A 2156-nucleotide genomic window follows, 5' to 3' on the forward strand; every position below is an offset into this window, starting at 1 on the left:
CGGGGCGGCCCGAGGGCCGCGCCGAGGACGGGCGCGCTCACGCCGAGCCCGAGCCCGCGCAGGGTCAGGTGGTGGGCGTCCTCCGCGTCGAGGCGGAACAGCAGGGGGCGAACCAGTCTCCGGTACACCCACTGAGTGTAGAGACGCGCCGACGCCCCAGGCAAGAGCGAGGGGCCGTCCCCGCCATGAGTGTGGAGACGCGCCGACGCACGAAGCAAGAGGATCGGACGGCTCCGATCCGTACGACGGCAGAGCGTACGCAGGCGGCCACTGAGTGTAGAGACGCGCCGACGCCCCAGGCAAGAGCGAGGGGCCGTCCCCGCCATGAGTGTGGAGACGCGCCGACGCCCCAGGCGGAACCATGGGGCGTCTTCCGCGTCGCTCGGGTCAGTCGCCGGAGAGGGCGGCGCCGTAGCTGGGTTCGATCTGGACGAGGCGGCTCTGTTCGATCTGGAGGTTCTCGTGGATGAGGTCGGCGAGGGTGGTGGCGCCGAGGACGCCGCGGACGGCGTCCTCGACGCGGCGCCAGAGGCCCTCGGTGGCGCAGGAGCCGGAGCGGGCGCAATTGCCCTCGTCTTCGAGGCAGGAGACGGGGGAGAGGCTGCCTTCCATGGCGACGACGACGTCCCAGGCGAGAATCTGTTCGGCGGGGCGGGCGAGGCGGTAGCCGCCGTGGGCGCCGCGGACGGAGCGGATGAAGCCGCTGCGGCGCAGCTGTCCGGCGAGCTGTTCGAGGTAGTGCTGGCTGATGTCCTGTTTGTCGGCGACGTCCTTGAGGGGGACGGCGGCGCCGTCACGCCGTCCGATCTCGATGAGGGCGCGCAGGCCGTACTGGGCTTTGGTGGAGATCCACATGCTGCTTCCTCCGCTTCGCCGGGGGTGGCCCTGACGAGAATGATTCCTATGTTAAAGCCGGGAATCCCGTAATGCAAACCCGGATTTCTTCAGGCGCCGTGTCGTCGGCGCGTGAGGACGGCCGTCACCGCGAACACGGCGGCCTGCGTCAGCACGACCGTCGCGCCCGACGGGACCTCGGCGGCGTAGCTGATCCACAGGCCCGCGACGGAGCCGAGCAGGCCCAGCACGACGCTCGTGACGGTCATCCGGAAGAGCGTGGGCGAGAGCAGACGCGCGGTCGCGGCGGGAATGATGAGGTACGACGCGACGAGCACCACCCCGACGACCTTGACGCTCACGACGACCGTGACGGCGACCATGACGGCGAGCAGGTAGTCGAGCGCGCGGACGCCCACGCGGTCGCTGCGCGCGAGCTCGGAGTCGAAGGTGGCGTACGCGAGGAGCCTCCACGTTCCGGGCACGAGGAGCGCCGCGAACAGCACGAGCGCCGCGACGGTCCACAGGTCGGCCGTGCTGACGCCGAGGATGGACCCGAACAGGTACGCGAAGGGATCGACGGTGTAGGTGTTCCTCAGGCCGAGGAAGAGCACGCCGAGCGCGGCGGACACCGCGAAGAAGATGCCGATGGAGGTGTCCGCGCCGAGGTCGGTGCGCTGACGCAGGTACGTGATGCCGAGCGCCACGACGACGGCGAAGGGCAGCGCGACCCACAGCGGCGTGACGCCGAGCAGCAGCGCGAGCGCCACCCCGCCGAACGCGGCGTGCGCGAGGCCGTCGCCGAGGAAGGAGAGGCCGCGCTGCACGACGAACACGCCGTAGTAGCCGCACAGGGCGCCCACCATGACGCCCGCCGCGAGGGCCTTCTGGAAGAAGGGGTAGGAGAGCGCGTCGAGCACTACAGCGCCCTCGTGGTGAGCGGCGCGGCGTGGGCGTGCTGGCCGTGCCCGTAGGCGCGCGCGAGGCAGTCGTCGCACAGGGCGAGCGCGGGTCGGTCGCAGGCGAACAGGCGCCGGTTGATGACGGCGACGTGCGTGGCGTGGTGGTGCGCGACGTCCCAGTCGTGCGTGATCATCGCGACGGTGACCTGCCGGGCGCGGCGCTCGCGCTCCAGCAGGGCGTACATGTCCTTCTCGCCGAGCGCGTCGATGCCGGTGGCGGGTTCGTCGAGGAGGATCAGGTCGGGCTCCCGCACGAGGGCGCGCGCGAGGTAGGTGCGCTGGAGTTCCCCGCCGGAGAGGCGGCCGAGCGGGCGGAACGCGAGGTGCGCGGCGCCCGCGCGTTCGAGCGCCCCGAGGGCG

The 2156-nt window shown here is 71.7% G+C and carries 3 protein-coding genes and 1 pseudogene; all 4 read right to left on the minus strand.

Annotated elements, in window-relative coordinates; translation table 11 throughout:
- Window positions 1-128 (minus strand): annotated as a pseudogene (locus DEIPI_RS41260) (quinone-dependent dihydroorotate dehydrogenase); the annotation flags it as partial.
- A 259-nt stretch (window positions 129-387) separates the two neighbouring features.
- Window positions 388-855: an RrF2 family transcriptional regulator gene (locus tag DEIPI_RS0107375; RefSeq protein WP_027481353.1), complete on the minus strand. Its 468-nt coding sequence runs from the start codon at window positions 853-855 to the stop codon at window positions 388-390.
- Window positions 856-944: 89 nt separating this feature from the next.
- Window positions 945-1754, minus strand: a complete 810-nt coding sequence (locus DEIPI_RS0107380; RefSeq protein ID WP_027481354.1) for a metal ABC transporter permease — start codon at window positions 1752-1754, stop codon at window positions 945-947.
- On the minus strand, window positions 1754-2156 hold a 403-nt coding region (locus DEIPI_RS29355; RefSeq protein ID WP_045233850.1), incomplete at its 5' end, for an ATP-binding cassette domain-containing protein. The genes DEIPI_RS29355 and DEIPI_RS0107380, both read right to left, overlap by 1 nt.

It is taken from the genome of Deinococcus pimensis DSM 21231, from assembly GCF_000519345.1.
Lineage (GTDB): Bacteria > Deinococcota > Deinococci > Deinococcales > Deinococcaceae > Deinococcus_A > Deinococcus_A pimensis.

Bases quoted from the DNA above. Each gene is read 5' to 3' on its own strand.
- DEIPI_RS0107375 (WP_027481353.1), bottom strand. From the start codon at position 855: ATGTGGATCTCCACCAAAGCCCAGTACGGCCTGCGCGCCCTCATCGAG.